The 17,343-nt window shown below is 40.1% G+C and carries 13 protein-coding genes; 6 read left to right on the top strand and 7 right to left on the bottom strand.

Annotated features, from left to right (window positions below):
- Positions 1-281: 281 nt before the first annotated feature.
- Positions 282-1,919, bottom strand: a complete 1,638-nt coding sequence (gene pgi, locus HRT96_RS21435; RefSeq protein ID WP_293160657.1) for a glucose-6-phosphate isomerase — start codon at positions 1,917-1,919, stop codon at positions 282-284.
- 297 nt (positions 1,920-2,216) lie between these two features.
- Here pgi and HRT96_RS21430 point away from each other — a divergent pair, with 297 nt between their 5' ends.
- The 6 genes from HRT96_RS21430 to leuA all read left to right on the top strand — a co-directional run bounded on the left by HRT96_RS21430 (position 2,217) and on the right by leuA (position 9,655).
- The gene (locus HRT96_RS21430; protein ID WP_293160655.1) at positions 2,217-4,625 is read left to right on the top strand and encodes a heavy metal translocating P-type ATPase; all 2,409 of its coding nucleotides are present in this window, start codon (positions 2,217-2,219) and stop codon (positions 4,623-4,625) included.
- 64 nt (positions 4,626-4,689) lie between these two features.
- Positions 4,690-5,085 carry a Cu(I)-responsive transcriptional regulator gene (cueR, locus tag HRT96_RS21425; protein WP_293133658.1) on the top strand — a complete coding sequence of 132 codons (396 nt, stop codon included), beginning with the start codon at positions 4,690-4,692 and terminating at the stop codon, positions 5,083-5,085.
- A gap of 76 nt (positions 5,086-5,161) precedes the next feature.
- Positions 5,162-5,806, top strand: a complete 645-nt coding sequence (locus HRT96_RS21420) for a UPF0149 family protein (RefSeq protein WP_293160653.1) — start codon at positions 5,162-5,164, stop codon at positions 5,804-5,806.
- A gap of 70 nt (positions 5,807-5,876) precedes the next feature.
- The gene (locus HRT96_RS21415; RefSeq protein ID WP_293160651.1) at positions 5,877-6,314 is read left to right on the top strand and encodes an acyl-CoA thioesterase; all 438 of its coding nucleotides are present in this window, start codon (positions 5,877-5,879) and stop codon (positions 6,312-6,314) included.
- Between the two features lie 291 nt (positions 6,315-6,605).
- Complete coding sequence (locus HRT96_RS21410; RefSeq protein ID WP_293160649.1) at positions 6,606-7,637, top strand: GTP-binding protein; 1,032 nt, start codon at positions 6,606-6,608, stop codon at positions 7,635-7,637.
- Positions 7,638-7,984: 347 nt separating this feature from the next.
- Entirely contained in the window at positions 7,985-9,655 is a 1,671-nt protein-coding gene (leuA, locus tag HRT96_RS21405; RefSeq protein WP_293160647.1) for a 2-isopropylmalate synthase, read from the top strand.
- A gap of 40 nt (positions 9,656-9,695) precedes the next feature.
- On the opposite strand, the gene HRT96_RS21400 is transcribed toward leuA, so the two are convergent.
- The 6 genes from HRT96_RS21400 to HRT96_RS21375 form a co-directional block, all read right to left on the bottom strand.
- A complete protein-coding gene (locus tag HRT96_RS21400) occupies positions 9,696-10,073 on the bottom strand; it encodes a hypothetical protein (protein ID WP_293160645.1) in 378 nt (125 codons plus the stop codon).
- Positions 10,074-10,169: 96 nt separating this feature from the next.
- Positions 10,170-13,319: an efflux RND transporter permease subunit gene (locus HRT96_RS21395; protein WP_293160643.1), complete on the bottom strand. Its 3,150-nt coding sequence runs from the start codon at positions 13,317-13,319 to the stop codon at positions 10,170-10,172.
- Positions 13,320-13,322: 3 nt separating this feature from the next.
- Positions 13,323-14,534 carry an efflux RND transporter periplasmic adaptor subunit gene (locus tag HRT96_RS21390; protein ID WP_293160641.1) on the bottom strand — a complete coding sequence of 404 codons (1,212 nt, stop codon included), beginning with the start codon at positions 14,532-14,534 and terminating at the stop codon, positions 13,323-13,325.
- Positions 14,521-15,921: a TolC family protein gene (locus HRT96_RS21385; protein ID WP_293160639.1), complete on the bottom strand. Its 1,401-nt coding sequence runs from the start codon at positions 15,919-15,921 to the stop codon at positions 14,521-14,523. The genes HRT96_RS21390 and HRT96_RS21385 overlap by 14 nt, the downstream gene beginning before the upstream one ends.
- 58 nt (positions 15,922-15,979) lie before the next feature.
- Positions 15,980-16,468 (bottom strand): hypothetical protein, encoded by a 489-nt coding sequence (locus HRT96_RS21380; RefSeq protein WP_293160637.1) that lies wholly within the window; start codon positions 16,466-16,468, stop codon positions 15,980-15,982.
- Positions 16,469-16,529: 61 nt separating this feature from the next.
- On the bottom strand, positions 16,530-16,928 hold the full coding sequence (locus HRT96_RS21375; protein ID WP_293160635.1) for a hypothetical protein: 399 nt from the start codon (positions 16,926-16,928) through the stop codon (positions 16,530-16,532).
- Between the last annotated feature and the right edge of the window lie 415 nt (positions 16,929-17,343).

Below are 17,343 nucleotides of genomic sequence, written 5' to 3'. Positions count from 1 at the left end.
GCCGATGGTAGTGTGGGGTTTCCCCATGTGAGAGTAGGGCATCGCCAAGCGCCAAATTAGAGAGAGCCGATATCAGTAATGATATCGGCTTTTTTGTATCTGTAATTTAGTGCTGAGGCATGATCACGGTGAGTTTACATTAAAGATAACGAGCTTAAGTTGCAGAGCGCGTCGCGATCACGTGCAGCAGGGAACAAAAAACCAGCCGTTGGCTGGTTTTTGTGTATTGGTATTCGGCTAACTCAATAGTATTATCGGATTATATCTTTGTCGCTAATGGGTTAACGCCAAGCCTTGAAGGTATTAATTAAACCATTGGTAGAACTGTCATGATTATTAATCGATTCATTGTTATTTAATTCAGGTAGAATTTGATTGGCTAATTGCTTACCTAATTCAACACCCCATTGATCAAAGCTGAAAATATTCCAGATAATACCTTGTGTGAAGATCTTATGTTCGTACATGGCTAACAACGAACCAAGTGTTTTCGGCGTCAGTTGTTTGAATAAAATCGAGTTAGTTGGGTTATTGCCTGTAAAAGTTTTAAACTCAGCTAAGCTGGCAATGTCTGCTTCTGACATATCAGAATCTGTTAATTCATCAATCACAGTTTGTTTTGATTTACCGAACGCTAACGCTTCTGTTTGTGCAAAGAAGTTAGACATTAGTTTTACATGATGATCTGAGATCTTATTATGTGATTGTGCTGGCGCAATGAAATCACATGGGATAAGTTTCGTACCTTGATGGATTAATTGGTAGAAAGCATGCTGACCGTTCGTTCCTGGTTCACCCCAGATGATAGGACCTGTTTGGTAATCAACGGCTTTGCCATCACGATCAACACTCTTACCATTTGATTCCATATTACCTTGCTGGAAATAAGCGGCAAAACGATGCATATACTGATCGTAAGGTAATATAGCTTCGCTTTCAGCACCGAAAAAGTTGTTATACCAAACACCAATTAATGCCAAAATAACTGGAATATTATCTTCTAGTGGTGTTTCGACAAAGTGCTTATCCATCTCATGTGCACCGCTAAGTAACTCTTCAAAATTGTCGAAGCCAATACTTAATGCGATAGATAAACCAATTGCTGACCAAAGAGAGTAACGACCACCAACCCAGTCCCAAAATTCAAACATGTTTTTAGTATCAATACCGAATGCTTGTACTGCTGTTGCGTTAGTTGATAACGCAGCAAAGTGAGATGCCACATGTTCTTCACTTTCAGCACTCGCTAAAAACCATGATCTTGCACTGTGTGCGTTGGTCATTGTTTCTTGTGTCGTAAATGTTTTTGATGCAATTAAAAATAACGTTGTTTCTGGATTTAAGCCCTTTAATGTTTCTGCGATATGGGTACCGTCAACATTAGAAACAAAATGCATATTTAAATGATTTTTGTAAGGTCTCAATGCTTCGGTAACCATGTAAGGACCTAAATCAGAGCCTCCAATACCAATGTTTACAATATCGGTAATTGCTTTACCTGTATATCCTTTCCAATTACCACTAATTATGTCATGACAGAATGCTTTCATTTGCGCTAGCACTGCGTTTACCGCTGGCATTACATCTTTACCATCAACTATTACTGGTGTATTACTGCGATTTCTAAGCGCTGTGTGTAATACCGCTCTTTTTTCAGTTTGATTGATTTTCTTACCAGATACCATAGCTGTAATTGCTGTCGGTAAATCAACTTCATGAGCAAGCGCTGTCAGTTTTTTTAGTGTGCATTGCGTAATGATATTTTTAGAAAAATCACATAAAATATCATTATTAAATTGTTTAGAAAACTGTTCAAACCTATTTGCATCATTCGCAAATAATGTACTGATATTGGTTTTCTGCATGTCTGAATAATGTGCTTTTAAAGCATGCCAAGCATTCGTTTCTGTTGGATTCATGATTTTATTTTTCACTTTTAACTGATGGATTGTGGTAATTAATCTACATATTGTGCTAATAAAGCGATTTAAAGGTGACTAATTCAGATGTAGCTTAACCATATAAGTAATTTTATTACATAGTGGTTATTATTCATAAAAAAATTATCGTTAATGTTAGGCTTATCTCATTTTTACTACATGTTACATCTTGTTACAAAGTAGCTATGAAATAAATCGCATAATATCCATCTTGACCTTACACTAAGGGTAAAGGTTATACTTTGTTCATATTATCATTAATAAGGTTTTTTCGTTATGTCTAAAACACTTTCAATTGGTATCGGTGGTATGTCATGTGCTGGCTGTGCATCAAAATTAGAATCTGCGTTAAATGCTGAAAGTGGTATCCAAGCAAGCGTTAATTTTGCACTTAGTACCGCTCAAATAAATATAGCTGATCATGCGACAAGTAATACCGTGAAATCTATTCTTGATGACAAGAATTATACCTATCATAGTGAAACATTATCACTTTCTGTGAGTGGCTGGTCTTGCGCTAACTGCGCTGCAAAAACTGTATCGAAGCTATTAGTGAATAAAGATATATTAACGGTGGATGCTAACTTTGCGAGCGAGAAAATAACCGTAACATATTTTTCTGGTGCTATCCTCCCCGCGGATATTATTAACTTGATCATTCGCCTAGGTTATAAAGCGACGGTTAATCGCGGTAGTGTGGTGTCACAAACCGAAAGTTTATTGATCCGAGAAGTAGAATTCAAAAGAAAAAATAAACAACAGCTGCTATTGGTGATTATTTCTACGTTATTAACGTTACCTTTAGTCGCTGGCATGTTAACTATGTTTGTCAGTGATATTAACTTCATCGTTCCTGTATGGCTGCAATTATTATTAGCTACACCAGTCCAGTTTATTATTGGTCGTCGTTATTATTTAGGTGCGTATAATTCATTAAAAAATCGAGCTGCAAATATGGATGTACTTGTTGCGACAGGTACCAGTGCTGCTTATTTCTATAGTTTGTATTTATTTTTAAGCATCGGTGAAAAAGCACAAGGTGCGCTGTATTTTGAAGCCAGTGCGGTTGTGATAACTTTAATTAGTCTTGGTAAATACCTAGAAGAAAATGCGAAACAAAATACGTCGTCAGCTATCTATGAATTGATGATGTTAAGGCCGGAAGTTGCGAATGTAAAGCGTGGAGATGAATGGTTAATATTGCCGATTGAAGACGTCGTCATTGGGGATGAAGTTCGGATTCTCGCGGGTGAAAAAGTACCGGTAGACGGCGTAATTATTGATGGTAAAAGTGAATTAGATGAATCTATGATCACAGGGGAAAGTTTACCTGTAGTAAAACAGCGCGGGCAAACGCTGATTGGTGGTTCTATTAATGGTACTGGCGTTTTACTGTTAAAGGTCAATGCGGTTGGTAAAGATTCCAGTTTAAATAAAATTATCTCTCTTGTTGAAACCGCACAAATGGGCAAAGCTCCCTTTCAGCAATTAGTTGATAAAATAAGTAATATTTTTGTGCCGGTCGTGTTAACCATTGCTACTGCGACATTTTTAATCTGGTATTTAGGCTTTGATGATTTTGAACGTGGTTTAATTTCCGCGGTAGCGGTATTAGTGATTGCCTGCCCTTGTGCTTTAGGACTTGCAACACCCGCTGCATTAGTCACTGGGACCGGAGCTGCAGCACGACAAGGTATTTTAATTAAAGATATAGATACCTTGCAAAAAGCACATAAAATTACCGATGTAATGTTAGATAAAACGGGTACATTAACGGAAGGTAAACCTAAGGTTACCGCTGTTTATAGTTTTGATTATGATGAAGAAATTTTAATTAGCAGTGCTGCAGCAGTGCAACAGTTTAGTGAACATCCGTTAGCAAAATCTATCATCAGTTATGCGCAAGACAAGCAGCTCAAATTATTACCTGCCTCTCAAGTTGAAACTATTATCGGCTATGGTATTAAAGGGGATGTTGAAGGTGAGAAAATTCTGATTGGTAATCGCGAATTGATGCTCGCAGAGAACGTTGACACTCAACCTGGCGATTCGTTACTTGCTGAGTTAAGTGAGCATTCCGGTTCAGAAATGTGGATTGCAATCGATAGTCATCTTGTCGGTTTACTTATTATTGCTGATACCTTACGTGTAGAAAGTCGGGCTGCGATTGCATTGTTACAACAAGCTCGAATTAATACGACAATGCTCAGTGGTGATAATGCGATGGCGGTAGAGAAAATTGCTCAAGTATTAAAAATAGATCACTATTATGCGCAGGTAAAACCTGAGCATAAATCGAGTTATATCCAAGAGCGACAGCAACTTGGAAAAATAGTTGCTATGGTAGGGGACGGGATTAATGATGCGCCCGCATTAGCACAAGCTGATATTAGTATTGCTATGGGAGCTGGTTCCTATGTCGCGATGGAGACGGCCAACATTACCTTATTAAGAAATGATCCTCGCTTGGTATCTGCTGCAATGGATATCTCTAGATTAACTTGGCGTAAGATCCAACAAAATTTATTTTGGGCATTTATTTTTAACCTTATTGGTATCCCGTTAGCCGCCGCTGGCTATTTAAGTCCTGAACTCGCAGGTGCGGCAATGGCGTTTAGTAGTATAGCTGTATTGTCGAATTCACTACTGATTAAGCGTTGGCAGCCCAAGTTTGTTCGCCAGTAATTGTATTGAAATATGATGAATTACACAGGCTTGATTGCCTTAAAACCGTAAAGTAGCAGGTTATATGATGAAAAATATTAGTTCAGTAGCAAAAGAAGTTGGTTTATCAACAAAAACGATCCGTTATTACGAAAGTATTGCTTTAACCTCTGAGCCGATACGAGGTGATAATGGTTATCGTTATTACAATCAACGTATTATAACCGAATTAAACTTTGTAAAACGGGCTCGGGATGCTGGGTTTAATCTTGAAGAATGTAAAGAGTTGATACATCTCTATAAAAATGAGGAGCGTACCGCGGCTCAGGTAAAGGCATTAACGTTAGAAAAAATTACTGATATTGAAGCGCGCATTGCAATATTACAAGGCATGCACAGTACGCTATTATCATTAGCATCTTCTTGTAAGGGTGATAACTCTTCAGAGTGCGCTATTTTAGATCAGCTTTCTATTGAATAAATATCACTGTTGCTGACTTTCCAGTAAACTAGGCGCTAAATAATACGACAAAATATTTGTGAAATAAAAGGTTTATATGACGGATTCAGCATTATCACGTGAAGATGAAACATTATTATCAGATTGGTTATCTAGCGACAAAACACCAAAAGAAACGCTGTCATTAATTGCGATGAAAGGATTTTTCTTTGGTTTAGTCGCTGCGCCTGCGCCAGTTGAAACAGAAGATTGGATGGATATGATCTTTGGTGGTGCTGCGCCAAGCAATATTAGCGACGACAAGCTATTTGCAATTATCTCCGTTTATAACGAGATCAGTGAGCAAGTTTATGAAACTGGCGCAAAATTACCTGCTGAATGCATCGAGTGTGCGAATTTTGCTGATAATTTTAACGCGGGTGAAGCATTAAATGAATGGGCGATTGGTTTTGCGATAGGTGCTGCTTTTTATTACGAAAGTTTAGTAAGCTCGTTGGCTGACGACAGTGAAATACATCAAGCATTGCAAATGGCGTATTTATGCTTAAGTTATTTTTCGAGTGCTGGTACTGCGCAACAGATTGCACAATTACAGCAAAGTGAATGGGAAACATTTACGCATACCGTATTAGAGATGATGCCTGATTTTATTGTTGCTTATGCACAAGTGGTTGAACAAGCTGCATTGGCAAGTGGTAACTACGATGATGACGATTGGAATGATGACGAACTGATTGATTAATCACTACCCTCTCATTTTGCGATGAAATTTCTGGTTTGTTATAATTTCTTTGCTTTTTTTGGAGATCTGGATGATAGTTCAGATCTTTAAAGCTAACAATGGTGAATATATGTCTATCTCTATCGAAGAAAAGTTAAAACGTGCAGAAACTCGAGTATGTAAAGCGGTTTTCCCATCTACAGTCAATCACCATGATACTCTGTTTGGCGGGCAAGCATTATCTTGGATGGATGAAACGGCTTTTATTGCCGCCACCCGGTTTTGTCATAAACCCTTAGTGACAGTGTCTTCGGATCGGATTGATTTCTCTCACCCAATACCGGCCGGCTCTATCGTTGAATTGGTTGGCACTATCGATAAAGTTGGACGTACATCAATTCGGGTTAAAGTGGATATATTTGTTGAATCGATGACTGAAGCAGGTCGTACCAAAGCTATTTCTGGTATGTTCAGTCTAGTGGCTGTCGATGAAAATAGAAAACCTACGCCGATCATGGATGAATCTTAGTATTTAATTAAGAAACTGTTTATCTTTTCACACAGTAGTAACGGTTATATATTTATTATACGCTAGACCTGTTGCCGCTGTTATCCATTTATAGCCTGAGTCTAGTTCTGCACTAAATAGGGTATAAGTCCACTTATTACAGATTAAATAATCGACTTCGAAGCGAACCTTGCACAACGATATGTTCCCTGATCTTCAATGTTATGATTTTATTTAAATTAAAACCGCAGCATTTATACCGCGTTATGCGAGTTACCCCGATATTCAACATCCGTTACAGATAGGATAATCATGTCTAAACAAGCAGATAAAATACCGACCAATATTATTACTGGTTTTCTTGGCGTTGGTAAAACCACCGCTATCCAACAGCTACTTAAGCAAAAACCGGAAGGTGAAGTGTGGGGGATATTAGTTAACGAGTTTGGCCAAATTGGTATTGACGGTACGCTGTTATCTGCATTTACTGAAACGTTAAATAATCAAGAACAACGTATTATTGTCAAAGAAGTCCCTGGTGGTTGCCTTTGCTGTGTAGCCGGATTACCCATGAAAATGGGACTGAATATGTTAATCAGTAAGGCAAAGCCTGATCGTATCTTGATTGAGCCAACAGGGCTTGGGCATTTACAACAAGTGATTAAAGATCTATCTGGTGAGTTTTATTGTGACGTTTTAGCGCTTAATGCCACGATCTGCTTAGTTGATCCCGCGCACCTCAATGACGCGAAATACGTAGAGAATAACCACTTTCAAGATCAAATAAGTTTGGCCGATGTGCTTGTTGCGAATAAAACGGAACAATTAGAGAGTGAAGATAAGCACCGTTTCATGGACTTTTCTGCACAATTATCACCTGCTAAACAATCAGTGTTGTGGACGCATCACGGTGAATTTTCAATTGATACCCTCGCGTTGCCACTTGATCATCAACGCCGATCACAACATTTATCAGCTCATCTAAAACACAGTCATGCACATCACCAGCATGAACAAAAGCCGTTAGCACTCGATAGTGATCCGCGTTTTGAACGCAATCATGGAGAAGGACAGGGTTTATTTAGTTATGGCTGGGTTTTCAATCAGCTACAGGTATTTAATTTAATGACACTGGCGACATTGTTAGAACCTTTAGAAGTGGTGCGTTTGAAAGCGGTCATTAAGACCGAACAAGGCTGCTTTGCGATAAATAGTGTGAATGGTGAATGTGATTTCATGCCGATCAGTGAGTTGGAAACGAGTAAAATCGAGCTCATTAGTATGATTGAGTTACCTTGGAAAAAGCTGGAGGAGGCATTATGCGATTGTCTCATTCTCGAGTAGTAAACAATTCAATATCAATTTTAAATTGCCCTGTTAAAACTAAAATTAGTGAGTTATAGCTTAATTTTATTATATGTTAGTAATATGTTGCCATATATCACGTTATTCATCCCAACAAAGCAATCATTATCTGCATGTTTTTACGTATACTTTAATGATGAATTTATTGGTAAATAAATGTTTGGTGTCGATGATGGTTGATAAACTAATTAAATCTTTATTACGTATGCGACTTGGAAACAGTAACTAAGCCTTGAATGTGGCGCTTAGTTGCTGGTTTTACCACGCGCGATGATCGCTAATTCATCATTGATGATGTGACTGTAACTACGTAAAAGGATCTTATTATGACGACATTTAACCACCGTAAATACCAAGCTTTTCCTGTCCTAAACATGCCTAACCGACAATGGCCAAATAACCGTATTACTCAGGCTCCGCAATGGTGCAGTGTTGATTTACGTGATGGTAATCAAGCCCTTGTTGACCCAATGACGGTTACGCAAAAACGCCGTTATTATCAACTATTATTAGCGATGGGCTTTAAACAAATCGAAGTTGGTTTTCCTGCTGCATCGAAAATGGATTTTGATTTTGTCCGCTGGTTAATTGAAGAAAATAAGATCCCTGATGATGTGACTATTCAAGTATTAACCCAAGCACGCGAAAGCCTTATCGAAAAAACCTTTGCTGCGCTAAAAGGCGTTAAACAGGCGATTATTCATGTTTATAATTCAACTTCGACGGTACAGCGAGAACTTGTTTTTCAAAAAGATCGTCAAGGTATTATTGATATTGCAGTTCAGGGCGCCACGTGGGTGAAACAGCATGCCGATGCGAATCCAGGACCCCGCTGGCAGTTTGAGTATTCTCCTGAAAGCTTCTCGGGTACAGAACTGGATTTTTCCGTTGATATTTGTGATGCTGTCAATGCCGTTTGGCAGCCAACGCAGGACAACCCTGTCATCATTAATTTACCTGCGACGGTCGAAATGTCGACACCGAATGTGTTTGCAGATCAGGTCGAATGGTTTTGTGAACATGTGCAAAATAGAGACGCTATTACCGTCAGTGTGCATACTCATAACGATCGTGGTTGTGCTGTTGCCGCGGCTGAACTGGCTGTGATGGCGGGAGCTGATCGTGTCGAAGGTACTTTACTTGGCAATGGAGAGCGTACCGGTAATATGGATATTATTACCATGGCGATGAATCTTTACAGTCAAGGTATAAACCCTGAACTGCGCCTTGGTGACATTGATAATATTATTGGCACTATTACGGAATGTACCCAATTACCTGTTCACCCTCGTCATCCTTATGTGGGTGAATTAGTGTATACCGCTTTTTCTGGTAGTCATCAGGATGCCATTAAGAAATGCTTAGATCGTCGGGTCCCAGAAAGTACTTGGAACGTTGCTTACCTACCTATCGATCCTACGGATTTAAATCGAACATTAAAACACGTTATTCGGGTTAATAGCCAATCGGGTAAAGGCGGTATTGCTTTTCTGCTTGAACAAGAATATGGCGTGCAGTTACCACGTTGGTTACAAGTTGAATTTTCAGGCGTGGTTCAGCAGCAATCAGAAGCGACGGCCAGTGAATTAATGGTTCCACAAATATGGCAGCTATTTAAGTCGACCTATGCGCGCACTGAACAATTTTATCAATTAGCAGATTACAGCGTTAATCATGGTGATATTGATAAAATACAAGCGCAATTGGCGGATGGTGATAGCAGTGTTCGGGTGATGGGTGAAGGATACGGTGCATTAACCGCCTTTATCTCCGCACTAAAACAGCACTTTAATATTGAGTTTGAAGTGATTAACTTTAGTGAGCATGCATTAAGTAAAGGCTCAGATGCAGATGCCATTGCTTACGTACAAATTCAGACCGCGACGGAATCTGTTATCGGAGTCGCGATCCACAATGATATTTTGACCGCGTCACTGACTGCATTATTAAATGCAGTAAATCAATTACAGACAATTAAACGCCTTGCTGTTGCATAATCATCATGGGTGTTGCATCTAACGACCCCCATAATTCATGTTAACTTGGTTCACATATATCAACAGCCCAAGGGCCTAAGGTTTTACCGCCTTGGCCTTGATAAATAAATTTCACGCCGATGTTATCCTCATGCGCTAATCGATAAATTGTATTATTTTTATCTTCACATAAAGCGCGATTAGTTTGTTTTTCTATATGTTTTTGTTGCCAAACCAAGTTTGTTGCCGGTAGTTGATACGTTACCGTTAAGATCGAATTGTAGCGATCAAATTTAAGGTGTTGATAGTTATCGGCCATTTCTTGATAACGTACGATAGTAATATTATCTAATTTAGTGGGTTGGTAGTTGTAGTTTTGTGTGGACTGACATCCGTATAACCCAGTACTTAGCATGATAAATGCAAATAATTTATTCATAAAACCCCACTTCCTTGTGTTATTTTTATTGTCGTTAATAGAATCAATGTTAACACTTGATTAACATTGATGGCTATTTTTTTCAGTCTTCAGTTTTCACACTTTGCTGCTTGTGTCATTAGGACGCCGGCGGTAAAGGTGCTTTAACCATGTGAGCAAACGCCCGCAATCTTCTAATAATAAATAATTAATGGGCACGATAAATAAGGTTATCACGGTCGCAAATATAATGCCGAATCCTAATGATATTGCCATTGGAATAAGAAATTGAGCTTGAATACTCGTTTCAAGTAACAGTGGCATCAAGCCAACAAACGTCGTAATCGAGGTTAACATCACGGCTCTAAAACGTGCGACACCGGCGTTGTTTACCGCCTCAGTCAGTGGCACGCCTTCTGCGCGTTGTTTATTAATATAGTCCACTAATACCAAGGAATCATTCACTACCACCCCGGTTAATGCCAGCATGCCAAGTACACTCATTAAGGTAAGAGGATTGCCCATGATAATGTGACCTAAGATAGCGCCAATAGCGCCAAAGGGGATCACTGACATAACGATTAATGGTTGGGTATAAGAGCGGAATGGGATCGCAAGTAAAGCGTAAATCGCAAATAACACAAAAACCAACCCGAGTTTTAAACTAGAGAAAGATTCATCTTGTTCTTTAGCCTCTCCCTCGAGCGAGTAACTGACGTCTGGATACAGCTGCATGAGTTGATCTAAATAATCGGTTAAGTCCTGTTTTAATATGCCGAGGTTACCTGTTTCTTTATTTAAGTCAGCGGTGATATTAAGTGTACGTTGTCGATCAATACGAATAATGACTGATGGACTGGTACCATCGGTTATTTCTGCTACCTCAAGAAAGGGGATCTCGTCCCCCGCCGGGGTCCTGATCATCATGTTATTTAAGTTATAAATAGACTGCCGTTCATTTTCTGGATAACGAATAAATACTTTTACGTCATCTTTACCGCGTTGTATCCGTTGTACTTGTTCACCATAAAAAGCTTGTCTTACTTGTTGGGCTAGATCCGATAAACTTAATCCCAGTGCTTCCGCTTCTGGCTTTATGGCCAGCTGTAATTCTGTTTTACCTGTGGAAATACTGTCCTCAATATCAAACACCGATGGGTACTCAGTCAGTTTATGTTTGATCTTATCAGCAACGGAGCGTAACGAGTCATAACGGTGAGCGGTGAGTTGGATGTTTAAAGGTGAACCGCTGTGACCTGTTTCAGCTTTAAATGTCAAACTTTGGGCGCCGGGAACATGGCCGATTAATGCGCGCCATTCTTTGACTAGCGCGGCAACACTAATATCAATAACCCGTTCTTCTTCGGATTGAACCTGGAAGATAACGCGACCACGGTGCGATTGACCTGCACTGCTACCACCGCTTGATCCTACGGTGGCAAAGATATCTTTGATCACGCTTTCATTGGTGCTGGTATCGGTATATTTTTTCTGTAGTAATAATGCCGAGTCCAACATTTTTTGCACGTATTTATCGGTGACCGCAATATCTGTTCCGGTCGGCATGACGATAACTCCGCGTGCTATTTCACTGGGGATCCGTGGAAAAAAGATAAAACGTACCCAACCCGATGTGACCAAGGTTAAGACAATGAGCATGACCGAAAAAGCCACTGTTAATGATAAATAACGACGTGCTAATACGGCTGATAATGCCGGTCGATAATAGCGAATAATGGCTTGTTCAAAGTTATTTGCGAAACGTTCTTGCCAGCGTAAGAAACGATTTTGATTAGAGCCCTGCATACGGATATGTTTTAAATGCGCAGGTAAAATGAGTTTTGATTCGATTAACGAGAACAATAATACCGGTATCACAATTGCGGGGATTTGTGCAAAAATATCGCCCCGCGCACCTTCAATTAAAGTCAGTGGGATAAAAGCGACGATGGTGGTTAAAATACCGAAGGTAACGGGGGTTGAGACTTCTTGTATACCTATGATTGCCGCTCTTTCTGGCGGTTCGCCGCGCTTTAGATGCGTATAGACATTTTCACCACTGACAATGGCATCATCCACTAAAATACCCAGCACCATAATAAAAGCAAATAATGAAATGATGTTGATGGAGATGTCCAGTTCTGGCATGAATATAGCGCCGCCCATAAAGCTGACTGGAATACCGACGGTTACCCAAAATGCGATGGCCGGGCGCAAAAATAACGTGAGCATGATGGCAACTAAGATACCACCTTGGATCGCACTGGTACTCAGGGTATTAATACGTGATTTTACGATCTTGGAATCATCACGCCAGTAATCCAGTTTCACCCCGGCAGGCATTAATGCTTGTTGTTCAACAATAAAGGCTTTGACTGTATCGGCGATGGTGATCGCACTTTGTGCACCCACGCGATAAACTTCAATGATCACGGCTGGTTTACCATTGAAACGCGTAATGATCGGGGTTTCTTCAAAGCCATCTTTTATGGTGGCGATATCCTTTAGTATAAGCCGTGTACCATCAGCATGGCTGCGGATCATGATGTTGGCGTATTCACTGCCGACATAAGCTTGGCCTTTACTGCGTAATAAGATCTCACCTGAAGGGGTTTTAATACTACCGCCACTTAAGTCAACCGAATTGGCATTAATTGCCGCGGCTATTTCATCCATGGTGAGGTTGTATTGACGTAAGGTTTGTTCTGATACTTCGATGGATATTTCATAAGGGCGAACAGATTCAAGAGTGACTTGGGTGATGTTGGCTTCATCTAGTAGCCGATCTCGGGTTTGTTCACCAAGTAAACGTAATTCTTTTTCTGCTAACTCGCCAGAAATCATCACGCTGATCACTTCTCGGCTTGATGTCGGTTGGCTAATAATGGGTTTTTCTGCGCTCGCAGGTAAAGTGTTTAGGGCATCAATCCGATTTTTAATTTCATCTTTTAGTCGATATTGATCATATTTTGCATCCACTTCAACACTGATCGTTGAACTGCCTTCCGTTGAGCGTGAGGTTATTTTATCAATGCCTTCAATATCGAGAATAGCTTCTTCAATTGGAATTGCTAAACTTTCTTCTGCCTCTTCAGGGCTTGCACCGGGCAGGGCGATGTTAATATTAATCACATCAATGGTGACATCAGGAAATACTTCTACATTTACGCGGTATTTAAGAGTAAAAAAGCCAGCGCCAAGAATTAATATCATGAGTAAATTGGCCGCCACGTGATTACGGGTGAACCAAGCAATTAAATTATGCATCGATTAATTACCTTTATCTGCGTTACTTCGCGTGGTAATTAGCTGTGCTTTGCTACCTGAGACCACAGCGCTTAAAGGCGTCGTCACTAATAATTCCCCGGCATGAATCCCTACGTCGACAATAGTGTTGCGGCTATCACGCCAGATGACGTTAATATTTTGACGATGGAGTAAACCGTCCTTAAATATAATCACTTGATCGCCTTCATAGACACTGGCTGTAGGCAGCACAAATATATTGTTGAGGACCTTACCTGCTATTTCTGCGCTAACAAATTGGCCAATTTTTAACGAGGGTTTATTACTGTTATCACGACCGTAAGGATTTTCTATGGTTGCAACGGTATAAAGTTGACGACTTTTCGCATCTAAAGCACCTTCTGTTCGGGTGAGCTGACCTGACCAGCTATAACGCTGATTGCCGAATTGAGCGATGATATTAACAGGCGGGTAATATGCACGACTGTGTGGTTTAAATGGTTCTGGCAGCTGGACATAATGTTGTTGTTGGCTATTGAGTGGTAAACGAATTTCAACCTGATCTGTGGCGTAAATATCTGCTAGTGCAGACCCTATTGTGACAAACTGACCAATATCAACATTTTTGGTTAGTACTCGGCCCGCATAAGGGGCAAGGATCTGAGTTCTTTGTAGATTGAGTTGTGCTTGTTCTAGTTGCGCTTGTGCAGAGGCGAGAGATGCATGTGCGGATGCTAATTGTGGTTTTCTTAATACTAGCTCGTTAGCTTTACCTTCACGGCCAAGGCGCTGCCAATCTCGCTGTGCTTGTTTACTTTTTGCTTGCTCTTCTGTCAGTGCTAATTTAACTTCAATTAATGCCGCGGATGCAATTTTAACCGCAATGATATAATCACGATCATCAACAGATAGTAGCGTGTCACCGGCATTGAAAAATCCCCCAGAGGTAAATGCGGGTGAAACCTGGGTAATGGTGCCTGATACCTGGCTGGCAATACTGGCTTGGCTACGTGGTTGAATGATCCCATTAGTCTTGATTGTCACCGGAAAGTCGCTTTGTTCTAAGATGAGGACTTCGACGGTTAATGGCTCATCCGCCGCTTGCTTTCTTTTTTCGGTGGTTGGGCTCGTTGACATGATCACTAGGATGATGAATACCGTTATTAATAACACCAGCAGTGGCAGCACATAGCGAAATAGTGTTTCAAATTTGGTTAATGGCTTATTCGTTGACACGTGATAGGTCCTTTTCTGTGTTAACCGTCAGTGAGATGGGAATGTCTCCGCCCAGCGCGAGTAATAACTTGATGCGATTTTTAATACGGATAGTTTTAATTGCAAGCAATGAGATTTGCGCATCAAAGGCGCTACGCTGCGATTCCAACACGGTGATATAATCCGTTAACCCGGCAATATATTGTTCAAATGCGAGTTGCTCGGCGATATTAAAATAGTATTCAGCATTCTGTTGCTGTAATTCTCTATTTGCGAGCGTGACTTCTGCCGCAAGTGCGGTTTCAACTTCACTAAAGGCTTGTAAAGTAACCCGTGTTACTGATATTGCGGCTTGCTGCGTCTTCGCTGTTTGCTGTGCTTGTTTTGCTGTTAATGCACCTGCATCAAAGAGTGATGCCGATACATTGGCAAAAAGTGACCATACCAAGCTATTAGATTGTAGTAAGTTGCTCAGCTCAGGGCTGCTTGTGCCACCTGATAAGGAAAGCGATAAGCTGGGAAACCTGTTTTTATAAGCATGGGCTATACGGAAGTTTTCAGCATTAAGTGCCAACATGACTTGTTGAATATCGAATCGTCGCAGCATTAACTCTGAGGGTAAACCAGATGGCACTGGTATTGCCGCAAAGGTTAAATCACCATTCGCGTGAATACTTGCAGCGGGGTAACGCCCTAATGATAACTCTAATTGTCGTTGGGTATTTTTGAGTGCTTCTAAGTTTTCTTGTTTAGATGCGTGTGCTCGAGCGAGATCGGCGCGGGCAAGATAGACATCTAGGGGTTGCTTTACGCCTTGGTCGTAGCCATTTTCAATAATGGCTAAATTTTGCTGTAAGTTTTGCTGGCGTTTGTTAATCAATGTAAGCTGCTGCTGGTAGAAGATAAGATCAAACCATTGTTGGCTGATGAGGGCGATGGTATTTGATTGCAGTTGCTTATAGTTAAGGATAGCTTGTTGCGCATCCAGTGTAGCCGCCTTGGCGAGATCGTTTAGTTTGCCAAGATAATCAATTTCCCACCCCGTATCGATATTAACGGAGCTGCTATTGGTTATATTTTGATTATTACGTTGACGTCCACTGCCAAGGTAAGCATCAATTTGAGGGTATTGTCCGGCTGCGGTTTGTTTTACTAAGGCGACTGCAATATCGATATTATAGCGTTCCGAAGTCAACTGGGGATTATAGGCAAGGGCTTCTTGTATGTATTCGGTCAATTGAGGATAAGCAGCAATACCTTGCCATGTTGTTTTAATATCAGTATGAAGATGGACCGTACTCCATTGCGCTGGTGTCATTATCCTATCTGTCACGATCGCTGCTGGCGGGGTAAAGATACTACACCCTGATAGGTTAACAGCCAAAATGAAGTAGATTATCCTTCGCATGAAAAATTATTCCTAATTTTAACGTCGTGATGTCACTTTTATTGGTATCGCTTAACCATCATTTTTTGAGTTTTAGAATAAAGTTAATCGCTTTACCAAGTTGTAGATAACGTTGTAAATCTGCTTTGTCATATTTAGTTGATAAATAAGTAATGTTGTTTCTGTTTTTTAAATAGCGAGAAATTTGTAAGCGATTAAAGTTACCAACTTTGTATAACATATCGAGTAATGTGCTGGCACTTTCATCATCAAAGCCCAATTTTATTGGATAGTCAGCTTCTTTATAGTCGACTTGCTGTAATGACACTTTCTTTATTAGCTGTTTTTCTTCTAAATATTCTAACCACTGCTCTATGAATAGCGGTTTACAACCTGCGAGTAGATTGAAAAAACCACCACTGTCACTTTTGCATTGGTTGAGTAGTAAGCAAGCAAAGCTATCATCATTGGCCTTGAAGGTAACTTCGCCTGATTCTGTCCATAGTAACGATGCAACTTGAATTGTTGCTTGTTCTTGATTAAAACCTTCGCATTTAAAAATAAACATAATTTCTTTAAATAATGGAAAAATTAATTATACGCAATTTTACCCATAAAAGAATATTAGCTTAATGATGCTTTGTTAATTTATGCACTTGATCTAAGCATACTTGCAATATAAGTTGAGCCGAAGTGGTGGTTTTATCGATAGTCATTAGTTCATCAATTAATACAGGCAGTAATAACGGCGTCGTGCATTGGCATAATGTTGTAGGTAACGACGCTGTAACGCGAGCAGAAAATGCGAGGATGTCAATTTGACTTGCTGTGATTGATTCAATGGCATATAAGCAGTCATGTGGTAACCAGATTGATTGTGTTTGGTTTAGCGTGACCAGGGTTTTACCTAACCGAATGTTGAGCTCTCCCTGACGTATAATCAGCCATTGTGCTTTGTATTGTCGTTGACGTTTAGTTGTCGCTAATGCGAGCAGGTTTAAACGGGTATATTCGATAGGTAAAGACATGATAATTTCACTATGCGCTAAAAATGTAACCCTTAAAATAATGGATATAGTGGGGGATGGCTATTGTACGCTTAGTTTGAATGTTATTTATTGAGCAAACAAGTCGTTGATGTAGGTTTTTTGATTGTTCTATGAGCAGCTGTCTCGGCTGTTTTACTTTCCATCAATAAACGCTTGCCATGTAGAAGTAGATCTCTATAATGCGACCTCACTGACACGGCAACAGCCGCTCGGTAAGGTGTTTAACGTAACTTCGGTTGTTTTTTAAACGTCCTGAATAAAGCGCGAAATGTGCTTGACTTCGAATTCGGTTTGCGTAGAATACGCAGCCTGACTACGACGAAAGACGTCAAGGTCAACGCTCTTTAACAATTTATTCAAGCAATCTGTGTGAGCACTTGCAGAGATATAATGA

Source organism: Moritella sp., assembly GCF_013215705.1.
Taxonomy (GTDB): domain Bacteria; phylum Pseudomonadota; class Gammaproteobacteria; order Enterobacterales; family Moritellaceae; genus Moritella.
The sequence above is the reverse complement of the archived record's forward strand: the minus strand, read 5'-3'. Positions and strand labels throughout refer to the sequence as shown.

Bases quoted from the DNA above. Each gene is read 5' to 3' on its own strand.
- pgi (WP_293160657.1), bottom strand. From the start codon at position 1,919: ATGAATCCAACAGAAACGAATGCTTGGCATGCTTTAAAAGCACATTAT.
- HRT96_RS21430 (WP_293160655.1), top strand. From the start codon at position 2,217: ATGTCTAAAACACTTTCAATTGGTATCGGTGGTATGTCATGTGCTGGC.
- cueR (WP_293133658.1), top strand. From the start codon at position 4,690: ATGATGAAAAATATTAGTTCAGTAGCAAAAGAAGTTGGTTTATCAACA.
- HRT96_RS21420 (WP_293160653.1), top strand. From the start codon at position 5,162: ATGACGGATTCAGCATTATCACGTGAAGATGAAACATTATTATCAGAT.
- HRT96_RS21415 (WP_293160651.1), top strand. From the start codon at position 5,877: ATGATAGTTCAGATCTTTAAAGCTAACAATGGTGAATATATGTCTATC.
- HRT96_RS21410 (WP_293160649.1), top strand. From the start codon at position 6,606: ATGTCTAAACAAGCAGATAAAATACCGACCAATATTATTACTGGTTTT.
- leuA (WP_293160647.1), top strand. From the start codon at position 7,985: ATGACGACATTTAACCACCGTAAATACCAAGCTTTTCCTGTCCTAAAC.
- HRT96_RS21400 (WP_293160645.1), bottom strand. From the start codon at position 10,073: ATGAATAAATTATTTGCATTTATCATGCTAAGTACTGGGTTATACGGA.
- HRT96_RS21395 (WP_293160643.1), bottom strand. From the start codon at position 13,319: ATGCATAATTTAATTGCTTGGTTCACCCGTAATCACGTGGCGGCCAAT.
- HRT96_RS21385 (WP_293160639.1), bottom strand. From the start codon at position 15,921: ATGCGAAGGATAATCTACTTCATTTTGGCTGTTAACCTATCAGGGTGT.
- HRT96_RS21380 (WP_293160637.1), bottom strand. From the start codon at position 16,468: ATGTTTATTTTTAAATGCGAAGGTTTTAATCAAGAACAAGCAACAATT.
- HRT96_RS21375 (WP_293160635.1), bottom strand. From the start codon at position 16,928: ATGTCTTTACCTATCGAATATACCCGTTTAAACCTGCTCGCATTAGCG.